19 protein-coding genes, 1 tRNA gene and 1 other RNA gene are annotated in these 21094 nt (G+C 68.9%); 15 read left to right on the forward strand and 6 right to left on the reverse strand.

All coding sequences use genetic code 11. The features are described 5' to 3' along the window. Window positions 1–285 precede the first annotated feature (285 nt). The 5 genes from rplM (at window position 286) to CKO41_RS09085 (ending at window position 4503) form a co-directional block, all read left to right on the forward strand. A complete protein-coding gene (rplM, locus tag CKO41_RS09065; RefSeq protein ID WP_200251611.1) occupies window positions 286–714 on the forward strand; it encodes a 50S ribosomal protein L13 in 429 nt (142 codons plus the stop codon). A 47-nt stretch (window positions 715–761) separates the two neighbouring features. Further along, window positions 762–1151 carry a 30S ribosomal protein S9 gene (rpsI, locus tag CKO41_RS09070; protein ID WP_200251614.1) on the forward strand — a complete coding sequence of 130 codons (390 nt, stop codon included), beginning with the start codon at window positions 762–764 and terminating at the stop codon, window positions 1149–1151. Between the two features lie 62 nt (window positions 1152–1213). Continuing rightward, window positions 1214–1287, forward strand: a tRNA-Gln gene (locus CKO41_RS09075). A gap of 350 nt (window positions 1288–1637) precedes the next feature. Next, on the forward strand, window positions 1638–2738 hold the full coding sequence (locus tag CKO41_RS09080; RefSeq protein ID WP_200251617.1) for a porin: 1101 nt from the start codon (window positions 1638–1640) through the stop codon (window positions 2736–2738). A 505-nt stretch (window positions 2739–3243) separates the two neighbouring features. Beyond that, a complete protein-coding gene (locus CKO41_RS09085) occupies window positions 3244–4503 on the forward strand; it encodes an MgtC/SapB family protein (protein WP_200381891.1) in 1260 nt (419 codons plus the stop codon). A gap of 250 nt (window positions 4504–4753) precedes the next feature. On the opposite strand, the gene rpiA is transcribed toward CKO41_RS09085, so the two are convergent. Further along, on the reverse strand, window positions 4754–5413 hold the full coding sequence (gene rpiA, locus CKO41_RS09090) for a ribose-5-phosphate isomerase RpiA (RefSeq protein WP_200381892.1): 660 nt from the start codon (window positions 5411–5413) through the stop codon (window positions 4754–4756). Between the two features lie 691 nt (window positions 5414–6104). On the opposite strand from rpiA, the gene ilvA reads away from it, so the two are divergent. Further along, window positions 6105–7676, forward strand: a complete 1572-nt coding sequence (ilvA, locus tag CKO41_RS09095; RefSeq protein ID WP_338115558.1) for a threonine ammonia-lyase, biosynthetic — start codon at window positions 6105–6107, stop codon at window positions 7674–7676. A gap of 209 nt (window positions 7677–7885) precedes the next feature. On the opposite strand, the gene CKO41_RS09100 is transcribed toward ilvA, so the two are convergent. The 4 genes from CKO41_RS09100 to CKO41_RS09115 form a co-directional block, all read right to left on the reverse strand. Continuing rightward, window positions 7886–8470 (reverse strand): 5-formyltetrahydrofolate cyclo-ligase, encoded by a 585-nt coding sequence (locus CKO41_RS09100; RefSeq protein WP_200251627.1) that lies wholly within the window; start codon window positions 8468–8470, stop codon window positions 7886–7888. A 23-nt stretch (window positions 8471–8493) separates the two neighbouring features. After that, window positions 8494–8679: non-coding RNA, 6S RNA (gene ssrS, locus CKO41_RS09105), on the reverse strand. Between the two features lie 14 nt (window positions 8680–8693). Beyond that, a complete protein-coding gene (locus CKO41_RS09110) occupies window positions 8694–9023 on the reverse strand; it encodes a cell division protein ZapA (protein ID WP_200251629.1) in 330 nt (109 codons plus the stop codon). After that, window positions 9020–9229, reverse strand: coding sequence for a TIGR02449 family protein (locus CKO41_RS09115; RefSeq protein WP_200251630.1), 210 nt, complete (start codon window positions 9227–9229; stop codon window positions 9020–9022). Before CKO41_RS09115 ends, CKO41_RS09110 begins: the two co-directional genes overlap by 4 nt. A 133-nt stretch (window positions 9230–9362) precedes the next feature. Between CKO41_RS09115 and CKO41_RS09120 the strand changes: the two genes are divergently transcribed. From CKO41_RS09120 to moaC, 8 genes are all read left to right on the forward strand, one after another. Then, window positions 9363–9890, forward strand: a complete 528-nt coding sequence (locus CKO41_RS09120; RefSeq protein WP_200251631.1) for a UPF0149 family protein — start codon at window positions 9363–9365, stop codon at window positions 9888–9890. Continuing rightward, window positions 9890–11212 carry a Xaa-Pro aminopeptidase gene (gene pepP / locus CKO41_RS09125; protein ID WP_200251632.1) on the forward strand — a complete coding sequence of 441 codons (1323 nt, stop codon included), beginning with the start codon at window positions 9890–9892 and terminating at the stop codon, window positions 11210–11212. The genes CKO41_RS09120 and pepP overlap by 1 nt, the downstream gene beginning before the upstream one ends. Before the next feature lie 336 nt (window positions 11213–11548). Next, window positions 11549–12787, forward strand: coding sequence for a 2-octaprenyl-6-methoxyphenyl hydroxylase (ubiH, locus tag CKO41_RS09130; RefSeq protein WP_200381894.1), 1239 nt, complete (start codon window positions 11549–11551; stop codon window positions 12785–12787). Continuing rightward, window positions 12780–13997, forward strand: coding sequence for a UbiH/UbiF/VisC/COQ6 family ubiquinone biosynthesis hydroxylase (locus CKO41_RS09135; RefSeq protein WP_200381895.1), 1218 nt, complete (start codon window positions 12780–12782; stop codon window positions 13995–13997). Before ubiH ends, CKO41_RS09135 begins: the two co-directional genes overlap by 8 nt. Window positions 13998–14727: 730 nt before the next feature. Further along, the gene (locus tag CKO41_RS09140) at window positions 14728–15984 is read left to right on the forward strand and encodes a 6-phosphofructokinase (RefSeq protein ID WP_200254272.1); all 1257 of its coding nucleotides are present in this window, start codon (window positions 14728–14730) and stop codon (window positions 15982–15984) included. Between the two features lie 76 nt (window positions 15985–16060). Further along, window positions 16061–18124: a sodium-translocating pyrophosphatase gene (locus CKO41_RS09145; protein WP_200381896.1), complete on the forward strand. Its 2064-nt coding sequence runs from the start codon at window positions 16061–16063 to the stop codon at window positions 18122–18124. 270 nt (window positions 18125–18394) lie between these two features. Next, the gene (gene ppa / locus CKO41_RS09150; protein ID WP_200254268.1) at window positions 18395–18943 is read left to right on the forward strand and encodes an inorganic diphosphatase; all 549 of its coding nucleotides are present in this window, start codon (window positions 18395–18397) and stop codon (window positions 18941–18943) included. A gap of 22 nt (window positions 18944–18965) precedes the next feature. Continuing rightward, complete coding sequence (gene moaC / locus CKO41_RS09155) at window positions 18966–19505, forward strand: cyclic pyranopterin monophosphate synthase MoaC (RefSeq protein ID WP_200381897.1); 540 nt, start codon at window positions 18966–18968, stop codon at window positions 19503–19505. Window positions 19506–19539: 34 nt separating this feature from the next. Here the strand turns inward: moaC and CKO41_RS09160 are convergent, their stop codons facing one another. After that, window positions 19540–19968, reverse strand: a complete 429-nt coding sequence (locus CKO41_RS09160; RefSeq protein ID WP_200381898.1) for a phosphate-starvation-inducible PsiE family protein — start codon at window positions 19966–19968, stop codon at window positions 19540–19542. 107 nt (window positions 19969–20075) lie between these two features. On the opposite strand from CKO41_RS09160, the gene yihA reads away from it, so the two are divergent. Continuing rightward, on the forward strand, window positions 20076–20720 hold the full coding sequence (gene yihA, locus CKO41_RS09165) for a ribosome biogenesis GTP-binding protein YihA/YsxC (protein WP_200381899.1): 645 nt from the start codon (window positions 20076–20078) through the stop codon (window positions 20718–20720). Window positions 20721–21094 lie beyond the last annotated feature (374 nt).

A 21094-nucleotide genomic window follows, 5' to 3' on the forward strand; every position in this document is an offset into this window, starting at 1 on the left:
GCTCCTCGGCGGGGCGCGCTGGCGAATCCCCGCCTCCCTGGGGTGATCGAGTCGGCGCCCCGGGGCTCGTTGCCGCCCCTCGGTGGGCCGCCCGCGGGGTCCGGTCGGTGGGCCCCGTGCGATCTCCTGCGGCGATGCAGCGATGCGGCGATCGGAACGGATGCGCCTCGTGGTGGCCCGTCTGGCGGCTGACGCGGACTGGGTCTTGCCTAACGACGGCCGCTCGCCTATCATTGCCGGTCTTTCACGATGGCCAAAGATTCTGAGCCCTACGGAGCAACGGACATGACGACTGTGAGCGCCAAGCCCGCCGAGGTACGCCGTGCCTGGTATCTGGTTGACGCCGACGGCAAGACCTTGGGACGGCTCGCCACCGAGGTGGCGCGGCGGTTGCGCGGCAAGCACAAGCCCCAGTATACGCAACACGTCGACACCGGCGATTACATCGTCATCGTCAATGCCGAGAAGATCCGGGTGACGGGCAACAAGCTTCAGGACAAGATGTACTATAAGCACACGGGGTACGTCGGCAACCTGAAGTCGATCAGCCTCGAGAAGCTGCTGGCCAAGGCGCCCGAACGCGTCATTGAGCAGGCCGTCAAGGGCATGTTGCCGCGCAATCCGCTGGGCCGGGCGATGTTCAAGAAGCTGCATGTCTACGGCGGGTCGACGCATCGCCACCAGGCCCAGCAGCCGCAGCCCCTCGAGATCTAGGTCTTCGTTCGGATTCCTTCTCACGATTTTTAGGAGAGCACAACGCGATGGCGGAAGTGCAGCACGCAATCGGGCGCCGCAAGACCTCCAGTGCCAGGGTCTTCTTGACGACGGGCGCCGGGGCCATTACGGTCAACGGGCGGCCGCTCGACCAGTTCTTCGGTCGCGAGACGGCGCGGATGGTCGTGCGCCAGGCCCTCGAGGTCACCTCGATGGTCGATCGGGTCGATATCCGCGCCACCGTCGTCGGCGGCGGCACGACCGGTCAGGCCGGGGCGATTCGCCACGGCATCGCGCGGGCACTGGTCGCCTACGACGAGGCGTTGCGTCAACCGCTGCGCCGGGCCGGCTTCCTGACCCGCGATTCGCGCGAGGTCGAGCGCAAGAAGGTCGGCCTGCACAAGGCCCGCAAGCGTCCGCAGTACTCCAAGCGCTGATACGGGTGCCACGCAGGGAGCGTCCTGGTGCGTGAAGCGCGGCAGGACGCGAACCGCTCACTTGGGGGATCGTCTAGCGGCAGGACTACGGACTCTGACTCCGTCAACCTAGGTTCGAATCCTAGTCCCCCAGCCAATTCCAGAAGAGCCGGCAGCGATGCCGGCTCTTTCGTGTCTGGGGCATGCGGGTCGTCGGCGCTCGTGCTGGTGTTCGGCCCGGATTTCGTGGGGCGATCTTGCAACAACCCCTGTCGCGATCTCCTGCGCTGGCGTTCCATGGCATCCATGTAGCTGCTTGGGCTTGAAAATCCATCGTTTGCGGCGAAAAAGCAACAGCCGGCCTCGTTGTCGCATTTTTATAAAAAACTGTTGCTTTTGTCTATCCGGTGGACTAGCATTACAACCGCAGCGCAAGACTGCTGGCGCGCTCGAGACTCCGACCCGACCCGCAGTCGATCTGGACTGTTCACAACAGTGGAGAACGCAATGAACAAGAAGCTCGTCACCCTGGCGGTCGCCGCCGCCCTGGTCGCGCCGGCCGCCGCGATGGCCGATGCCACCCTCTACGGCAAGATGCATGTGGCCCTCGACTACATCGACGTCGAAAACGGCTACGATGGCTGGGATCTGAACTCGTACTCCAGCCGCCTCGGCGTCAAGGGGTCCGAGGACCTCGGCAATGGCCTGAAGGCCATCTATCAGATCGAGTTGGACGTCCCGATCTCCAACCGGACCGGTACCGTCTTCGACGCCGACCGCGGCGATAGCATCCGGATGCGCAACAGCTTCGTCGGCCTGTCGAGCCAGTGGGGCACCGTGCTCGCTGGCCGTCACGACACCCCGTTCAAGATCTCGACCGGCAAGCTCGACCTGTTCGGCGATACGCTGGCGGACTTCGCGAACATCGTCGGCTTCGAGGATCTGCGTGCCGACAGCACCATCATGTACATCAGCCCGAGCTTCAACGGCTTCCAGGTCGCTGGCGCGGTCATCCCGACTGGCGGCGTGACCGGGCGGGCGTACCCGCAGGTCGTCATCGATGGCTTCGTCTTCGGCAATCCGGCGTTTCCTGTTCTGGATGTCGTGAACGCCACTGGCAATCCAGAGGCCGATTCGATCAACGAGGGTTGGTCGCTGGGTGCCATCTATAACAACGGTCCGCTCTATGCCTCGCTGGCCTACGAGAGCCTGAGCAGCGAGATGATGGGGGCGCCGGGCAACAACCTCGAAGACTACGAGAAGTGGCGCGTCGGTCTCGGCCTCCTCGACTGGAACGGCTTCACCCTCTCCGGCGTCTACGAGAATTGGAGCGATTATCTGGGCGTCCCGGATGCCGACTCCGATCTGTGGCAGATCCAGGCCGGCTATGCCTTCGGCAACAACATGATCAAGGCCGCCTATGGCGAGAACGATCCCGACGTGTCGGGTGTCAGCATCGATGCCGCCAAGAGCTGGGTCGTCGGTTTCGATCATAGTTTCAGCAAGCGCACTACGGCCTACGTCCTGTACACCGACGTCGACGACGACGATGGTGTGCTCGGCGGTAGCTATGACGCCTTCTCGCTCGGCATGATCCACTCGTTCTGAGTGGGGCCGAGGTAGGGATGGAAAACGGGGTCTTCGGACCCCGTTTTTCGTTGGGCGAGCCGCCTGTCGGGTGACGGCGCGCAGGCCTTTCTTGCTCGGCGACCGCCGTGCCGGCGCGCCTCATCGGACTACGGGCTCGCGCAGAGACGCCGAGGCGCAAAGTGAAGAAAAGGCCTTGGTCGATGTCACCAGTACGCTCCTCTTCTCCTGCTCTGCGCCTTTGCGTCTCTGCGCGAGATCTCTTCTTCGGGCGCGAGGCCGTAGGGCGGGAAAGCGAAGCGCATCCCGCCACGGGCCATTGCATGCCGCCCTGCACTCGGGGCTTAACCCGACGACCGGCGATGCGGTGCTTGCGGAGACCTCTGTCGGGTTACGGCGCGCGCTGGCCCGCCCTTTCTCGACCGCCCTGTCGGCGGGCCTAACCCTACGGGCCTACAGGCCGTGCCGATCGGCGCCCCGGGGCCGTGTCCGTTGAGTCCAGGCGGGTGAGCCCCAGATCGCCTTCATGGATGGCACGGACCTCTTCTGGCGTCTCGCCTTGGCCCTGGGTATCGGTTTTCTGATCGGCATTGAGCGGGGTCGCCACACCCGCGACGAGGGTGGGGGCGTGCGCATCGCCGGCGTGCGGACCTTCGCGCTGATGGGGTTGCTCGGCGGCGTGTCGGCCGCGCTCGCGCGGGACCTCGGCGGCTGGGTGCTGGCGGCCACCCTCGTGACCTATGGTGCCCTGGTCATCGCCGCCCATGTGCTGCGCACCCGCGAGCTCAAGGATTTCGGTATCACGACCGAGGTCGCGGAGCTGCTGGTCTTTCTCCTCGGCGCCATGGCCGTGATCGGCGATGCGACCCTGGCGGCGGCCGGAGCGGTCGCCACATTGGCCCTTCTGTCGGCCAAGCCGGTCTTGCACCGCTGGGTGCAGCAGATCAAACGCCTCGAGCTGACGGCGGCCGTCGAGCTGCTAGTGCTGTCTGTGGTGCTGCTGCCGGTGTTGCCCAATCGCGGCTTCGGCCCGGGCGAGGTGCTCAATCCCTACGAGCTCTGGTGGCTCGTCGTGCTGGTCGCCGGCATCTCCTTCGCCGGCTATTTCGCGATGAAGCTCGCCGGGCCGCGCAGCGGATTATTCCTCACGGCGGTCCTCGGCGGGCTCGCCTCGTCGACCGCCTTGACGATCAGTTTCGCGAAGCTCGGTCGCAGCCACCCGGGGATGACGCCCCTATTAGCCGCCGGCATCGCGCTGGCGGGCGGGATCATGTTCGTGCGCCTGCTCGTGCTGGTGGGGCTCGTCAACGGCGCGCTCGTGGAGGCGTTGGCCTGGCCGGTCGGCCTGGCCCTGTTGGCCAGCCTGATGGCGGCGGCCCTGCTGGGGCTCGAGGCGCGTGGCCGCGACCTGGGCGAGCAGGCGACGCACAGGCTCGCCAACCCCTCCGAGGTCGCAACGGCCTTGACCTTCGGGGCGATGCTGGCCGGGATCATCCTGCTTTCGTACTACGTGCAGGAGTGGCTCGGGGACGCGGGGCTCTACGCGCTCGCGGCCGTGGCGGGGCTCGCGGACGCCGATGCCATCAGCCTGTCGTTCGCGCGCATGGGCCTGGGGGCGATCGCTGCCGACGTGGCGGTGCGGGGTATCGTGATCGCCGCCATCGTCAACACGCTGGTCAAGCTGGGCATCGTTGCCGCGCTGGCACCGACGGGTTTGACCAAGCGCATCGCCGCCGTGACCGCCGCCATTGGGGCGGCCGCGGGGATCGGATTGGTCTGGTCGTGACCGCGATGGCGGCCCCGACCTCGGGGGCCGGAACCGCCTCGGGTTAGGCGCGCCGGCGCGGCGGTCGCTGGGAAAGGACAGGCTGGCGCGCGTCGTAATCTGACAGCGGCCTTGGCGGGGCCGCGTTGCCGGCCGTCGGGTTACGCCCCGAGGGGCTAACCCGACCTACGCGGCTACGGCCTTCTTCAGCGGCGGGATGCGCTGGGCTTTCCCGCCCTACGGCCACGGCCGTTTCGGGGGCTTCGAATCGCTATTGCGCCGTCAGCGTCCGCGTGCCGTCCGCGCCGCCGAGGATCAGGACATCGGCCGGGCGCTGCGCGAACAGGCCGACGGTGACGACCCCGGGGATCGCATTGATCGCCTGCTCCAGGCCGATCGGGTCCTCGATCTCCAGGTCCCGGACATCGAGGATCAGGTTGCCGTTGTCGGTGACGAAGCCCTCTCGCCAGACCGGCGTGCCGCCGAGTTGCACCAGTTCGCGCGCGACATAGCTGCGGGCCATCGGGATGACCTCGACCGGCAGCGGGAAGCGGCCGAGACGCTCGACCAACTTGCCCTCGTCGGCGATGCAGACGAACTGCCGGCTGGCCGCGGCGACGATCTTCTCGCGCGTCAGTGCCCCGCCGCCGCCCTTGATCAACTGTAGGCGGTGATTGGACTCGTCCGCGCCGTCGACATAGAGTGCCAACTCGCCGGCGATGTTGAGGTCGAGCACCGGGATGCCATGCGCCGTGAGCCGCGCGGTCGATGCCTCGGAGCTGGACACGGCGCCGTCGATGCGCGCCTTGATCGTCGCGAGCAGGTCGATGAAGTGATTGACCGTCGAGCCCGTGCCCACGCCGATGAGGCCACCGTCGACATAGTCCAACGCGGCCTCGGCCGCGCGCTGCTTCATCGCATCTTGATTCATCGGATCGACTCCTGCCTGAAGGGGGACCTGGCCATCATAGCAGATGCCCGCGCGGCCAAGATGCGCGTGGCGAGGTCCGGGAACGCCGAGCTCCAGCTCGGCCCAGCTCGAGCCAAGCCCCTGCCGTACTGCAATCCATCAGCTTGCGCTTGGCCGATTCCCGACCCCGGGAGGTTGCGAGTGCAGGAGCCTGTGCAAGCGCAGCGAGGATTGCCGAGCTGGGGCTCGGCGTTCCCGATGCCGAGCTGGGGTTCGGCGCTCCCGGAGAGGTTGGTCCCGAACGTCGAGCATGCCCGTGTGAATGCGGCTCCCCGCCGGCCGCCTGCCTCCAGGCGACATTCTGCGCCTGCACCCGATCCGTTGTGGGTCGACCGATAGCCGCTTAGTGACGATTCAAGAACAACCGGCGCATCTTCTCTTAAACTACGAAACACGCGAAATACACGAAAAGGCAGAATATACGCGGGAGAATCTGGAATTTTTCGCGACTTTCGCGCATTTCGTAGTTTCTTGTCTTCCACGTGCTTGTATCGGTTGTTTCCGCGCCGTTCCTTAGGTCTGGTGCGCGATCTTGCGGGACTTGCCCCCCCCCGGTTGCGGCGGGTTGCGATCGGTCGGCACTGGCCAATGTCCCCTCGCCGGCGGACAATCCGGCATTCCAGCGCCGCGGTCACCGAGGGGCGGCATCGACGTGGCGTGCCAGACGAGGAATCACATGCCTGTCTCCTACATCGAGCGCATCCTGCGGGCGCGCGTCTACGACGTCGCCATCGAGACGCCGTTGAGCCGCGCGCACCTGCTGTCGCGGCGGCTCGGCAACGAGGTCTATCTCAAGCGCGAGGACCTGCAGCCGGTCTTCTCGTTCAAGCTGCGCGGGGCCTACAACAAGCTGTTCCACCTGGGCGAGGCGGCGCGTGCGAGCGGGGTCATCGCCGCCTCGGCCGGCAATCACGCCCAGGGGGTGGCCCTCGGGGCGAGCCGCCTGGGGATCGAGGCGACGATCGTGATGCCGCGCACGACGCCGGCGATCAAGGCCCGGGCGGTGCGCCGTCTGGGTGCCAAGGCGGTCCTCCACGGGGATTCCTACGACGAGGCCTATGCCCATGCCCGCACCCTGGCCGCGGAGCGGGCGCTGACCTTCATCCACCCGTTCGACGACCCGGACGTCATCGCCGGCCAGGGGACGATCGCGATGGAGATCCTGCGCCAGCACCCGCAGCCGCCGCACGCGATCTTCGTGCCTGTCGGGGGAGGGGGCCTGATCGCGGGTGTCGCGGCCTATGTGAAGTACCTCTATCCGCGGGTGCGGGTGATCGGGGTGGAACCCGAGGAGGCCCCGACGCTGGAGCGGGCCTTGGCGGTCGGGCGACCGGTCACGCTCGAGCGGGTCGGCCTCTTCGCCGACGGGGTGGCCGTGCGTCGCATCGGCGAGGAGACCTTCCGCGTCGCGCGCGAGACGGTCGACGAGGTCCTGCTGGTCAACAGCGACGAGATCTGTGCCGCGATTCGCGACATCTTCGACGATACCCGCGGGATCGCCGAGCCCGCCGGGGCCTTGGCCGTGGCGGGGCTCAAGCGCTATGTCGAGGCCCGCGGGGTCGCCGGCGAGGCCCTGATCGCGATCGAGAGTGGCGCCAACATCAATTTCGATCGGTTGCGGCACGTCGCCGAGCGGGCCGAGCTCGGCGAACGGCGCGAGGCCCTGCTCGCGGTCGAGATCCCGGAGCGCCCGGGGAGTTTCCTGCACTTCTGCCGTGCCCTCGGGCGACGCCAGATCACCGAGTTCAACTACCGTTTCGCCGACGCGCGTCGCGCCCAGGTCTTCGTCGGCGTCGAGCTTGGCGGCGGCGATCAGGAGCGCGCCGACCTGATCGGGCGCCTCGAGGGCAAGGGCCTGCGGGTCACGGACATGACGGAGAACGAGACCGCGAAGCTGCACATCCGCTACATGGTCGGCGGTCATGCGCCTGGCCTCGCCGACGAACGGCTGATCCGTCTGGAATTCCCCGAGCGCCCGGGCGCGCTGCTGGATTTCCTCGCCGGCCTGGGGCGGCGCTGGAACATCAGCCTGTTCCATTACCGCAACCACGGCGCTGCCTATGGCCGGGTGCTGATCGGCATCCAGATCCCGGGGCTGGAGTTCGCCGAGCTCGGCCGGCAGCTCGACGGCCTCGGCTACCGCTATTGGGAGGAGACCGACAATCCGGCCTATCGGCTCTTTGCCGGCGGCGGGGGCGCGCCCGTCACCGAAACCGCCTCCTGAGGGTGCGGCGCGGCGACAGGGGCGCCTTCCGAGGTCGCGAAGCGGAGTGGGTGCAGTAGGTGCGGCTTCAGCCAAACGAAGGCCGCGGCCTTGGTCGCCTGGCCGAATTGCGTTGCGGCTAACGTAGCCCCTGATCGAGTTGCGGCTGAAGCCGCACCTACCGGTCGTCACCCGGCATCTCTGTGGTCACGCCTCTCCGTGAGCCGCCCTTACAGCTTGCCGACGAGCCCCGACTCGGTCGCGACGGCATCGAGCCGCACGTCCCAGGGGCGGGGCTCGATCCGCGCGAGTCGCTGGCAGTCGTGGGCGAGACCGATCAGCCGTGGCCGGCGCCAGTGGCGACGCTGACGGAGTCCGGCCAGCGTGCGGTCGTAGTAGCCGCCGCCCATGCCGAGGCGGTGGCCGTCGGCGTCGAAGCCGACCAGCGGTACCAGCACCAGGTCGAGGGCGCCGGCCGGGTGGATCCGGCGACCGCGCCGCGTCGGTTCGGGGATGCCGAAGCGATTCGGGCGCAGCCGTTCGCCCGGGCGCCAGCGCACGAACATCAGGGTGCGGCGCGGGAAGCGACGGAGCACCGGCAGATACCAGCGTTTGCGTGGTCCGAGTCGCAGCAGCGGGCGTGGGTCCAGCTCGCCGTCGCTCGGCCAGTAGAGGGCGACCCGCGTGGCGCGGCGCAGGCGCGGGCGGCGGCCGAGATGGCGGGTCAGGTCCCTGGCGTGCCGACGCTGGATGGCCGGCGGGAGGGCGCGGCGCAGGGCCCGCAGCCGACTGCGCGGAGAGGGCATCGAGGGCATGGAAATGGTCGATCGAAGGAGGGACATCCCCCGCCTGTGGCGTTGCCTGCCTTCGCTCTTGAACCTGTAGGTTCAAGTGGGGACAACCGATTCGGCTTCAGGCTCCCCGCGGCGAGACGGGTCTGCACAACGGCCTCACCATCATGTCCCCGGGGCATCGATTAGGCTCAAGAAAATACCCAGGCCGCAGTCGCACACCGCAGGGGATGTCTTGGGATACAGGCTAAACCGTTTCGTCGCGGCCGTCCACTGCGGTGCGTCCGGCGAGGGCCGCCTCGATGCGTTCCTGCAGCATCAGCAGGCGCTTGGCCGTGCCGTTGCCGGCGCCCGCCTCGGCCTTGCGCTGGAGGATCAGCTCGTGGGCGATGTTCAGGGCGGCCATCACGGCGATGCGGTCCGTGCCGATGACCCGGCCGCTCCGGCGGATCTCGCGCATGCGCTCGTCGAGCAGGCGCGCGGAGGCGTAGAGCTCGTCCTGCTCGTCGGGCTGGCAGCCGACGTGGTACTCCTTGTCGAGGATACGTACCGTGATCGGGACGGCTTCGCTGCTCATAGGCTTTCCTCCATCGTCTTCAGGCGCGCGAGCGTCGCCTCGATGCGGCTGCGGGCTAGGTCCGTCTTCTGGATCAGTTCCGCCCGTTCGGTCGTCAAGGAGGCCTGCCGCGCGCGCAGGGTCTCGTTGTCCTCCTGCAGCCGGCGGCAGCATTCGATGATCTCGTCCACCTGTTTCTCCAGTCTGTCGATGTCGAAATAGGCCACGGATTATGCTCCTCAAACGGGTCTCTGCACTATAGGAGGGGCTATCGTTCGGGTCAATTGGCGCGGGCGCCGTGCTATGATCCGCGGGGATGGGCGCTGCCGCCGGCGGCCGCCGGCCGGGAAATCTCGACGATTGGAGGCGACGACGGGTACGCACTACCAGCAGCTTGCGCAGCAGCTCGACGACCTCTCGCTGAGTCCGGCGGAGGTGCATGGCATCCTGTGCGGCCTCCTCTGCGCCCGCGCGCCGCGGTTGCCCGAGGACTGGCTCGACGAGCTGCCGCACGATCAGGGCGACCTCTCGGCGGCGCGCGAGGCGTTGACGGCGCTGGCCGAGCGCACGCGGGCCGAACTCGCCGGTCCCGAACTCGCGCTGACGCTGCTCTTGCCCGACGAGGAGCGGCCGCTGCCGGAGCGGGTCGAGGCGGTCTACGACTGGTGCCGCGGTCTGCTCTACGGGCTCGGTCTGGCCCAGGTCGACCCCGCCGGCTTTACGCCGGAGGCCCGCGAGATCCTCGATGACTTCGTCGCCATCACCCAGCTCGACCTCGCCACGCTCGAGCTCGGCGAGGAGAGCGAGCAGGCCCTGACCGAGATCACCGAGTTTACCCGTGTCGCGGCCCGGCTCCTCTACGAGGAGTGCGTTGGCGGAGACGGCTGATGTCCCGCGCCCTCTACCAGCGCCGGCGTCGCGCGCTCCTCGCCGAGATGCCCCCCGACAGCCTGCTGCTGCTGCCGGCGGCCGGGGAGGCCGTGCGCAGCCGCGACGTCGACCACCCCTTCCGTCAAGACAGCGACCTCCTGTATCTGACCGGCTTCCCCGAGCCCGACGCGCTGGCCCTGTTGGCCCCGGGGCGCAAGGGCGGGGAGTTCGTCCTCTTCTGTCGCCCGCATGATCCCGAGAAGGAGACCTGGAACGGGGCGCGGGCCGGTCTCGAGGGGGCGATCGCCGACTACCGGGCCGCCGAGGCCCATCCGATCGCCGAGCTCGACGAACGGATGCCCGCCCTCCTGGAGGGGCGCAACCGGGTCTACTATCCGCTCGGGCGCGACCCAGCCTTCGATCGCCGCCTGATGGACTGGCTCGCCGTCGTGCGCGCGAAGGTCCGCGGCGGGGTGCGGGCGCCCTCGGAACTCGTCGCCAGCGATCGCCTGCTGCACGAGCGACGCCTGGTCAAGGACGCGGCGGAGCTGCGCACGATGCGCCGCGCCGCGCGGATCTCGGCGGGCGCCCACCGCCGCGCGATGCAGCACTGCCGCCCCGGGCTCTGGGAGTACCAGTTGGAGGCGGTGCTCGTGCATCATTGCGCCGACCGAGGGGCGCGCTTTCAGGCCTACCCGCCGATCGTCGGCAGCGGTGCGAACGCCTGCGTCCTGCACTATGTCGACAACGGCCATCGCCTGCGCGATGGCGACCTGGTCTTGATCGACGCCGGTTGCGAACTCGACGGCTACGCCTCCGACATCACCCGCACCTTTCCGGTCAACGGCCGCTTCACGGCGCCGCAGCGCGAGCTCTACGAGCTGGTCCTCGCCGCCCAGGCGGCGGCCATCGCCAAGGCCGTGCCGGGCAACCGCTGGAACGATCCGCACGATGCGGCGGTGCGGACCCTGACGGCGGGCCTCGTCGAGCTCGGCATCCTGTCCGGGACGCGCCGCTCGGTACCCAAGCTGATCCGCGAGGAGCGCTACAAGCCCTTCTATATGCACCGCACCGGCCACTGGCTCGGGATGGACGTGCACGACGTCGGCGACTATCGGGTCGGCGACGACTGGCGTCGCTTCGAACCGGGCATGGTCCTGACCGTCGAACCGGGGCTCTATATCGCCGCGGGCAACGCCGAGGCCCCGCCGGCCTACCGTGACATCGGCATCCGTATCGAGGACGATGTCGCGATCACCGACGACGGCCACGAGATCCTCACGGCGGAGGCCCCCAAGGACCCGGCGGCGATCGAGGCGCTGGTCGGCACCAGGGCCTGAGTCGCGATTGGGCCGGCGCGTCGGTTGCGATCATCCACCGTTCGCAAGCGAGGGCGGCGGCACGGCCCGTAGGTCGGGTTAGGCGCGCCGGCACGGCGGCCGCTTAGGAAGGAACAGGGTTGCGCGCGCCGTAACCCGACAGCGGCCTCGGCGGGCGCCGTGTTGCCGGCCGTCGGGTTACGCCCCGAGGGGCTAACCCGACCTACGGCCCAGGCGAACACCGGCGCGCTCAGATCGGGTCAGGTGCGCCGGTACGGCGTTCCATGAGAATGAACAGGGTTGCGCGCGCCGTGACCCGACGGGCGGTTCAGATGGGCTGGAGGCAGCGACACGACCTTGAGCGAATGTGAGCAGGATCTGGTCATCGTCGGCGGTGGGCTGGTCGGCGGCAGCCTGGCCTGCGCCCTGCGGGGTATGGGCCTGCGGGTCGCCGTCATCGAGGCGGCACCGCCCCGGGCGCCCGGCCATCCGGGCGATGACGAGCGGGTCATCGCCCTGTCCTGGACGAGCGAGCGGATCCTCGCCGGGATCGGGCTCTGGCCGCGGCTCGCCCCGGGCGCCGAACCGATCCACGCGGTGGAGGTGTCGCAGCGCGGCGGTTGCGGCGCGCTGCGGATGGATCGGCGCGACGAGGGCGTCGACGCCTTGGGGCAGGTCGTCCCGGCCCGGCTCATCGGCGAGGCGATCCAAGACCGGCTGAGCGGGGTGGCGGAGGTCTGCGTGCGCGCCCCGGCCCGGGTCGTCGATCTGCGCGTGACGCCGCAATGGGTCGAGGTCCAGGTCGCCGAGGGCGGCGTCAGCGAGCGGCTGCGCACGCGGTTGCTGGTCGCCGCCGACGGCGGCGACTCCAGCGTCCGCCGTCTGCTCGGCATCGGGCTGCGCGAGCGTCCGTACGGCCAGGACGCCCTGATCGCGACCCTCACGCCCGATCGACCCCAGCCCGGCGTCGCCTTCGAGCGCTTCACGGAGTCCGGGCCGCTGGCCTTGCTGCCGATGACCGAGGGGCGCTGGTCGCTCGTGTGGTCGGTGCCGCAGGATCGGACCGCGGGGCTCCTCGCGCTCTCCGACGAGGCCTTCCTCGCGCGCATCCAGGGATATTTTGGTTGGCGGCTCGGGCGCCTCGCGCGCACCTCCCCGCGTCGCGCCTTTCCGCTCGTGCAGCGCTTGGCCAGCGAGGCGACCAGGCCGCGGGTGGTGCTGATCGGCAATGCCGCCCATACGCTGCACCCGGTGGCCGGGCAGGGCCTCAACCTGGGGCTGCGCGACGTCGCGGCCCTCGCCGAGGTCCTGGTCGCAGCGCGCCGCGCCGGCGACGACGTCGGTGGCACGGCCGCGCTCGCTGCCTACCGGGACTGGCGGCGACGCGATCAGGCCGAGGTCGCGGCGACGACCGACCTGCTGGCCCGGCTGTTCGTCGGCGGCTGGCCGCCGCTGCGGGCCGCGCGCGACCTCGGGTTGCTCGGCATCGAACTCGTCCCCGGCCTGCGTCATCAACTCGCCCGCCGCTTCATGGGCCGCGCCGGGCGTCAGACCCGTCTCGCCCGCGGCCTACCGTTGGAGACCCTCGATGGCTGATTCCCCGGAGACCTTCGACCTGGTCGTCGTCGGCGGCGGCATCGTCGGCGCCGTCCTGGCGGCGGCCGGGGCCGACCTCGGCTTGGCGATCGCCGTCGTCGAGGCGCGCCCGCCGGCGCGTACCTGGCCCCCCGGCGAGGCGGACCCGCGGGTCTCGGCCCTGAACCGCGCCAGTCAGCGTATCCTCGCCCGGCTCGGTGTCTGGGAGCGGATCGCCGCGCTCGGGGTCAGCCCCTATCGGGAGATGCGGGTCTGGGATGCGGTCGGCGGCGGGCGTATCCACTTCGACAGCGCCGACCTCGGCGAGCCCGATCTCGGGCACATCGTCGAGAATCGGGTCGTCCAGCTGGCCCTCTGGGAACGCCTGGAGCGGAGCGAGACGGTTACGCTGATCGCGCCGGCGCGCATCACCGATCTGGTCCTCGATGACGAGCGGGCGACGGTCACGCTGCACGACGGGCGCCACCTGGCGGCCCGGCTGGTCGTCGGGGCCGACGGGCGCGATTCGCTGGTCCGCGACCTCGTCGGCATCGCGACCCGGGGTGGGGACTACGACCAGCGGGCGATCGTCGCCCTGGTGCGGCCCGAACGCTGGCACGCGGAAACCGCCTGGCAGCGCTTCCTGCCGAGCGGGCCGTTGGCCCTGCTGCCGCTCGCCGACGGGCGCTGCGCGCTCGTCTGGTCGGCCTGCGAGGCGCGCGCCGAGGCCCTCCTCGCGCTCCCGGACGCCGGCTTCTGCGAGGCGCTGAGCGAGGCCAGCGAGCTGTGCCTCGGGCGGATCCTCGAGGTCGGCCCGCGCGCCGCCTTTGCGCTGCGTCGCCAGCACGCGGTGAGCTACTGCGGACGGCGCCTGGCGCTCGTCGGCGACGCCGCCCATGTCCTGCACCCGCTGGCCGGGCAGGGCCTCAACCTCGGCCTCCTCGACGCCGCGGCGCTCGCCGAGGCGATCGCCCGGGCCCACGAGCGGGGCCGCGACATCGGGGCGCGCGCGACGCTGCGCCGCTACGAGCGCGCCCGGCGCGGCGACAACGCCCTGATGCTGGCCGCGATGGACGGCTTCAAGCGCCTGTTCGGCAACGAGGTGCCGGCGCTCGCGGCGGCGCGCAGCCTGGGCCTTGCGGCGACCGATCGGTTCTGGCCGGTCAAGGGGCATTTCATGGCCGCGGCGCTCGGTATCACCGGCGAGCGCCCGCCGTTGGCGCGGCCCTGAGCCGGACGGTGCGTGGCCGCGCATTCAATGGAGAGAAGCGAGATAATTCATGCTTTGCCGCCGGCCGCCTGGGGGCCTGTCAGGTTCAGGCTAAAGGCATTGAGGAAGAGTGGCTTATGCTGTTGCGGCCGGGCGCCGAGGCGGGATGCGACGATTTTGAGACAGGGACCGAGACGGCCTATCCTATCGCGCCCTTCCGGCGTCGTCGTCCGGGTGTGTTCTCCCGGCCTCGGTCACACGCGTCGCCCGCGCTGCCGGCCCGCCAAGGTAGGAGCCAGCTCCCCCTTGGCGTCGCCTTCGGGCTGGCCGGTCTGGTCACGAAGAACGTAGAACGTAGAACGTAGAACGTAGGGCGGGAAAGCAAAGCGCATCCCGCCATTCATGGGTTGGTCACGAAGAACGTAGGGCGGGAAAGCGAAACGCATCCCGCCATTCACGGGTCGCCAACGCCTGATGGCGACGCTCGCGCAGCCAAGCCGGCCTCGGGTCATCGCGCGCAACGCGATAGGCCCGTTCCCGTGGTGGCGGGAGACGCCCCCCTGGATGTGGGGATGTGCGATCGCGAAGGCCGGACTTGCAATCGCTAGCGGCGGGAGACGCAACGGCTAGCGGCGGGATGCGCTTCGCTTTCCCGCCCTACGGGCTACGGGCTCCGTCGAGCGGATTCACCGCCGCCATCCGGGCGGCATCGCGATAGACCTTGAAGAGAAGACGAAGCGAGGGGAGACTCATGACCGCGAAGAACGCCTTCTATGCGCAATCCGGCGGCGTCACCGCCGTGATCAACGCCTCCGCCTGTGGTGTGATCGAGGCGGCGCGCCGCCACAAGGACAAGATCGCCAACGTCTACGCCGGGCGCAACGGCATCATCGGCGCCCTGACCGAGGACCTGATCGACACCAGCCAGGAGTCCGACGCCGCGATCGCGGCCCTGCGCTACACGCCGTCCGGGGCCTTCGGGTCCTGCCGCTACAAGCTCAAGAGTCTGGAGGCCAACCGCCGCGAGTACGAGCGGCTGATCGAGGTCTTCAAGGCCCATGACATCGGCTACTTCTTCTACAACGGCGGGGGCGACTCGGCCGACACCTGCTACAAGGTCTCCCAACTCTCGGAGGCGATGAACTATCCGATCCAGGCCGTGCACGTGCCCAAGACCGTCGACAACGACCTGCCGATCACCGACAACTGCCCGGGCTTCGGCTCGGTGGCCAAGTACATCGCCACCTCGGCGCTCGAGGCCTCCTACGACGTGCGCTCGATGGCCAAGACCTCGACCAAGCTCTTCGTCCTCGAGGTCATGGGGCGCCATGCCGGCTGGATCGCCGCCGCCGGCGGCCTGATCGAGGACCAGGGCATGCCGGTCGTGATCCTCTTCCCGGAGATCGAGTTCGACCAGGAGCGGTTCATCGCCCGGATCAAGGACTCGGTCGAGCGCCACGGTTTCTGCACCGTCGTCGTCTCGGAGGGGGCCAAGTACCCGGACGGTCGTTTCCTCGCGGAACAGGGCACGCGCGATGCCTTCGGCCATGCCCAGCTCGGCGGTGCCGCGCCGGTCGTCGCCAACCTGGTCAAGGAAGCGCTCGGCTACAAGTTCCACTGGGCGGTCGCCGACTATCTGCAGCGCGCGGCCCGTCACCTGGCCTCGAAGACCGATGTCGAGCAGGCCTACGCCGTCGGTCAGGCGGCTGTGGAACTCGCGCTCGAGGGTCACAACGCGATCATGCCGACGATTCGGCGCATCGGTAACGACCCCTATCGCTGGGAGGTCGGCGAGGCCCCGCTGGCCGAGGTCGCCAACGTCGAGAAATTCATGCCCCGCGACTTCATCTCGGCCGACGGCTTCGGGATCACGCCGGCCTGCAAGGAGTACCTGGTGCCGCTCATTCAGGGCGAGGACTATCCCCCGTTCCACAAGGGTCTTCCGGCCTATGTCACGCTGAAGAATGCCCCGGTCGCGAAGCGGCTGGAGGCGCCGTTCGAGCTGTGAGGTCGCTGCGTCGATTCGAGAGCGGCGGCTGAGACAGCCCCCGCGCTTTTTCATGACAGGAGAGGAGTTCAAATAGATGACATTCGGTTCGCTTTTCGCCCTGCTGTGTGGCCTCGGGGCCATCGGCTACGGCATCTGGTCGACGAAGTGGATCCTGGCCCTGCCCGATGGCACGCCGCGCATGCGGGAGATCGCGGCGGCCGTGCAGGAGGGCGCCCAGGCCTACCTCAATCGCCAGTACCTGACGATCGGCCTGGTCGGTGTCGTGCTCACCGTCGTCCTCTGGTTCCTGCTCGGTTGGGAGGTCTCGATCGGCTTCGTGCTCGGCGCGGTCCTCTCCGGGGCGGCAGGCTATATCGGCATGCACATCTCGGTGCGCTCGAACGTGCGCACCGCCGAGGCGGCCAAGGGCGGGCTGAACGCCGCGTTGCAGGTCGCCTTCCGGGGTGGGGCGATTACCGGTCTGCTGGTCGTCGGCCTCGGCCTCCTCGGCGTGGCCGGTTACTACGCCTTCCTCAAGACCATGGGCGTCGAAGAGTCGGACATCCTGCACGCGCTGATCGGCCTCGGGTTCGGTGGCTCGCTGATCTCGATCTTCGCGCGACTCGGCGGCGGCATCTTCACGAAGGGCGCCGATGTCGGCGCGGACCTCGTCGGCAAGGTCGAGGCCGGGATCCCCGAGGATGACCCACGCAACCCGGCGGTCATCGCCGACAACGTCGGTGACAACGTCGGCGATTGCGCCGGCATGGCCGCCGACCTGTTCGAGACCTATGCGGTCACCGTCGTCGCGACCATGTTGCTCGGCTGGCTGATGCTGGAAAGCACAGATGCCGTGGTCTTCCCGCTCGTGCTCGGTGGCGTGTCGATCCTGGCCTCGATCGTCGGGACCTTCTTCGTCAAGCTCGCCGAGGGCGATACCAAGATCATGAAGGCCCTGTACAAGGGCCTGATCGTCGCCGGCGGCCTGGCCGCGGTCCTGTTCATCCCGGTCACCCTGATGTTCCTGCCGCCGACCGTGCTGATCGACGGCGCCGAGTACAGTCGGTGGGGCGTCTATGGCGCCGCGCTGATCGGCCTGGTGCTGACCGCCGCGATGGTCGTCATCACCGAGTACTACACCTCGACCGAGTTCCGGCCGGTGCGCCACATCGCCGAGGCCTCGCAGACCGGCCATGCGACCAACATCATCGCCGGCATCGGTGTCGGCATGAAGGCCACCGCCGCGCCGGTGCTGATGGTCTGCGCCGCGATCTGGGGCGCCTACGAACTGGCCGGACTCTATGGCATCGCGATCGCTGCGACCGCGATGCTGTCGATGACGGGCATCATCGTCGCGCTGGACGCCTACGGCCCGATCACCGACAACGCCGGCGGCATCGCCGAGATGGCCGGGTTGGACGAGAAGGTCCGCGGCATCACCGACCCGCTCGACGCGGTCGGCAATACGACCAAGGCCGTCACCAAGGGCTACGCGATCGGCTCGGCGGGCCTCGCGGCGCTGGTCCTCTTCGCCGACTACACCCATGGCCTCGACGCGGCCGGTCGGCTGGTCGCCTTCGACCTGTCCGATCCGGCGGTGCTGATCGGCCTCTTCATCGGCGGTCTGATCCCCTTCCTGTTCGCCGCGCTGGCGATGGAGGCGGTCGGTCGCGCCGCGGGGGGCATCGTCACCGAGGTGCGCCGGCAGTTCCGCGAGATGCCCGGCATCATGGACGGCAGCCAGAAGCCCGACTACTCGAAGGCCGTCGACATGCTGACGAAGGGCGCCATCAAGGAGATGGTCGTGCCGTCGCTGCTGCCGGTCCTGGCCCCGGTGGTCGTCGCCTTCGGCATGGCCTTCCTGATGGGGCCTGACGCCGGCATCAAGGCCCTCGGCGGCCTGCTGATCGGCACCATCGTCACCGGCCTGTTCGTCGCCATCTCGATGACCGCCGGCGGCGGCGCCTGGGACAATGCGAAGAAGTACATCGAGGACGGCAACCTCGGCGGCAAGGGCTCCGAGGCCCACAAGGCGGCCGTCACCGGCGACACCGTCGGCGACCCCTACAAGGACACCGCCGGTCCGGCGATCAACCCGTTGATCAAGATCATCAACATCGTCGCCCTGCTCATCGTGCCGCTCGTCGTCGCCCTGTGACGCGGCCGTGAGCCATCGGTCCGGCCTTCCCCGGCCGGACCCTGCTCGGGGCGTCCCGTGCCTCACGGGACGCCCTTTTCGTTTACCCTTGAGGACCCGCGCGCACCGCGCACCCCGTCTCCGGTTGGTCACGACCGGGACAAGGGGGCGCCGATGGCGAGCCATGCCCCGTCGGACGCCGGGGCGAGGGCGCCGCCGGCGTCGCCGAGGTGTCGCGCGACCGATCGTCGTCCGTCATCCCATCGCCAAGCATCGATCGAGAGTGAACCCATGGACCTGCACCGCGTATCCCGGGGGCGTGACGTCCCCAACGAGATCAACGTCATCATCGAGATCCCCTCGCACGCCGAGCCCGTCAAGTACGAAATGGACAAGGAGACCGGCGCCATGTTCGTCGACCGCTTCATGTCGACGGCGATGCACTACCCCTGCAACTACGGCTATGTCCCGCACACCCTGTCGCCGGACGGCGATCCGGTCGACGTGATGGTGGTCACGCCCTATCCGCTGATCCCCGGTTCCGTCATTCGGTGCCGTCCGGTCGGCGTGCTGAAGATGACCGACGAGTCCGGCGACGATGCCAAGATCCTCGCGCTGCCGATCGACAAGCTCTTCAAGGGCTACCGCGAGATCGAGAGCTTCCGCGACATGCCCACGCACCTGCTCGATCAGATCGCCCACTTCTTCGAACACTACAAGGACCTCGACGAGGGCAAATGGGTCCGCGTCATGGGCTGGGGCGGTCGTGACGAGGCGCGCGAGGAGATCATGCGCAGCGTCAAGATGTTCGAGGACGCGCCCGAGAAGCCGAAGTTCTAGACGCTCGGCAGAGGGTTCGTAGATGAGCGGTCTGACCCATTTCAACGCTGCCGGCGAGGCGCAGATGGTCGATGTCGCCGACAAGGCGGCGACGCGGCGGGTCGCGGTCGCCGAGGGCCGCATCCGCATGCGCCCGGAGACCCTGGCCCTGATCCGCGGTGGCGGCCATGCGAAGGGGGATGTCCTCGGCGTCGCCCGCATCGCCGGCATCATGGCAGCCAAGCGCACCGCCGAGCTGGTCCCGCTCTGCCATCCGCTGGCCCTCTCGCGAGTCGCCATCGAATTCGATGCGCAGCCTGACGAGGCGGCCGTGCGCTGCCGCGCGAGCGTCGAGACGCTCGCCCCGACCGGCGTCGAGATGGAGGCCCTGTGCGCGGTCCAGGTCGCCCTGCTGACGGTCTATGACATGTGCAAGGCGGTCGAGCGGGGGATGGTGATCGACGGGGTGCGCCTGATCGAAAAGCGCGGCGGCCGCTCGGGCGACTGGGTGGCCGATCCTGTGCCGGGGCCAGTGCCGGAGCGGGTGCCGGAGCGGGTGCCCGAGGACGTGCCAGCGGGATGACCGCGGGACGGCCGAGACCCGCCCGGTCCGGCGCTCAGTCGCGCTGCTCGGGCGGCTCCTTCACCTCGACCGGATCCTCGCCGCCGAAGCGTTCGCTCACGCGCACGACCAGGATCGCGAGGCTGACCAGCAGGATCGCGCCGCTCTCATAGATCAGATTTTCCGGAGCGATGTTCTTGCCCTGGAGCACGATCAGCCGCGACAGCGCCGTCACGGCGATGAACATCGGGAAGGTGAAGGGCACCGCCCGCTTGACGAAGTAGACGTTCGTCATCGCCAGGATCTCGATGAAGATGAACATCAGGAGCAGGTCCTCGAGGCGGACCTCGCCATGATCGGCGATCCCCCAGATGACCTGGCCGATGCCGACGAGGGTCAGGCCGCCGACGCCGATGAGGACGACCTTCTCGATGTAGCGGAAGGTGGCGGAGAGCCAGTTGTCGATTTGCGTTTCGCGTGACATTCGCGGGAGACTCCTCTGCTCGGGCCGCCGTCGGCGGCGGGTCGAGGCCATGCCTATGGGCGCGACCGGCGGAATCAACGTCGCCGGCGAGACTGTGGAATTCGCAGATGAACCCCTTCTATCAAGGTGCCCGCTTCCTGACGGCGGCCGTGCGTCTGGCCCAGGCGCCGCCCGACAGCGGCCGCGAGGTCGCCTTCGCTGGCCGCTCGAATGCCGGTAAATCGAGTGCGATCAACGCGTTGTGCCACCAGAACGGGCTTGCGCGCACCAGCAAGACCCCCGGTCGCACACAGCAGTTGATCTTCTTCGCCCTCGATGAGTCACGGCGCCTCGTCGATCTGCCCGGCTACGGCTATGCCAAGGTGGCGGTGGCCGTGAAGCACCAGTGGCAGGGGCTGATGTCCGGGTACCTGCAGCGGCGCGAGTCGCTCGCCGGGCTCGTGGTCCTGATGGATATCCGCCACCCGCTGACCGACTACGATCGCGAGGTCATCGCCTGGGGCGAACGCCGTGGGCTGCGCCTGCTGCTCCTGCTGACGAAGGCCGACAAGCTCAAACGCGGTCCGGCGCTTGCCGTGCGCGATCAGGTCGTGCGCGCGATGCGCGGGCACGGCGAGGTCCGGGTCGAGCTCTTTTCGTCGTTGGCGCGCCAGGGCGTCGAAACGGTGCAGCAGTGCCTCGATGAATGGCTGGAGGTCCCGGCGGGCGGCGACGACGTAGGCCGAGGGTCGTCCCTGCCGGCTCAAAAATAAGATTCTAATTAATGGATTTACGGCCATGGATTGACGGCGGTCTCCAGCCCGTCCTTGCCCGGCGGCCGTGGTGCCGGCGAGCCGAGCCCAACGGGGCCATGCCGATGTGCGCCGGGGCCGTAGGTCGGGTTAGCCCCCGGGGCGTAACCCGACGGCCGGCGACGAGGCGCCCCGCCGAGGCATGTCCGCCCGCGACACCACAGGCGTGGTCGGGTGATGCCTCGGTGCCGGCCTGGGTGGCGGGGCGTCCGCCGTCGGGGCGAGGCGTCCGTGTCTCGCCCTCGAGCGCCCGATGTGGCTCGTCAGGCGGTCAGTAACCGCTGCCGTAGGGCGGGGTCGGGCCCTGGGGGTGTTCGGGCAGCAGGCCAGGGTGG

This window comes from Thiococcus pfennigii, assembly GCF_016583835.1.
Taxonomy (GTDB): domain Bacteria; phylum Pseudomonadota; class Gammaproteobacteria; order Chromatiales; family Chromatiaceae; genus Thiococcus; species Thiococcus pfennigii.